Below are 1,068 nucleotides of genomic sequence, written 5' to 3'. Positions count from 1 at the left end.
ATTCAAACATGAGGTGCGACAGTTTGAAAAGTCTTATGATAATCAACAAGCTGAGCAAATTTCTCTAATGGTGTAAGCCAATCTAACGCTTTTCTAGGACGAGTATTCAGTGACATGGCAACTTGATTTAAATAATGCTGATCTGCCTGATTTAAATCAATCCCTTTAGGTAAATATTGCCTAATTAAACCATTCATATTTTCGCATGTGCCTTTTTGCCAGGGTGAATGTGGGTCACAGAAATATACATCTATGCCTAAATCTTCTTCAAGTATTTTATGTTCTGCCATCTCGCGTCCACGGTCATAGGTCAACGTTTTACGCAGTTCTGCAGGTAAATATTTCAGAGCTTCAGTTAAAGCCTTGCGCACTGATTCTGCCTTTGCATCAGGTAATGTTGCCAAGATACAGAGCCGTGTATTTCGTTCAATAAGTGTTGCTATCGAACTTTTATTGTCTTTACCTTTAATTAAATCAGCTTCCCAATGACCCGGTATTTTTCTTTCTTGAACTTCGGCTGGGCGCTCATGAATAGTTTTAATATCCTGTAATATAGAATCTTTTTTAGGTTCACCGTTAGCTTTTCGCTTTTTATTTTCATGACGCAGACAGGATAATAAGTCTTTTTTCAACTCACCCTTTGGTAATGCTCGTATCGTTGAATAAATCGTTGTATGGCTTACATTCATTGTTTGATCCAAATCAGGAAATGTCTTTAAACGCTTTGCTATTTGCTGAGGAGACCATAAACAACGGATCGCTTCAACAATAAATTTCCAGAGGATTGAATCGATTTTGAGTTTTCTGTGACCACGTCTACGTCTAGCGAAGGTGTTATCAGAAGCATATTGAGCTTGATAAACGTCATTGATGCTATTTCTTTTAAGCTCACGATAGATCGTACTAGGATGTCTTTTAATGAGTTCAGCAAATTTTCTGGGTGAAAAGCCTTCTTTTCTTGACTCAAGCATTAATGCAGTACGATCTTCAAAGTTAAGATGATGGTATGACAATTTTATATACTCCATAAACCCTTTAAATTAATTAGGTGGTTTATGTCGCACTTCA

The 1,068-nt window shown here is 36.8% G+C and carries 1 protein-coding gene; it reads right to left on the bottom strand.

The genetic code is table 11. The features are described from left to right. Positions 1-2: 2 nt before the first annotated feature. The gene (locus FTT75_RS15680; RefSeq protein ID WP_257230394.1) at positions 3-971 is read right to left on the bottom strand and encodes an IS30 family transposase; all 969 of its coding nucleotides are present in this window, start codon (positions 969-971) and stop codon (positions 3-5) included. Positions 972-1,068: the final 97 nt, after the last annotated feature.

This window comes from Acinetobacter sp. YH01008 (assembly GCF_013420435.1).
In the GTDB taxonomy this organism is placed as follows: Bacteria; Pseudomonadota; Gammaproteobacteria; order Pseudomonadales; family Moraxellaceae; genus Acinetobacter; species Acinetobacter pseudolwoffii.
Note: the sequence above shows the minus strand (reverse complement) of the source record. Positions and strands in the feature narration are given on the sequence as shown.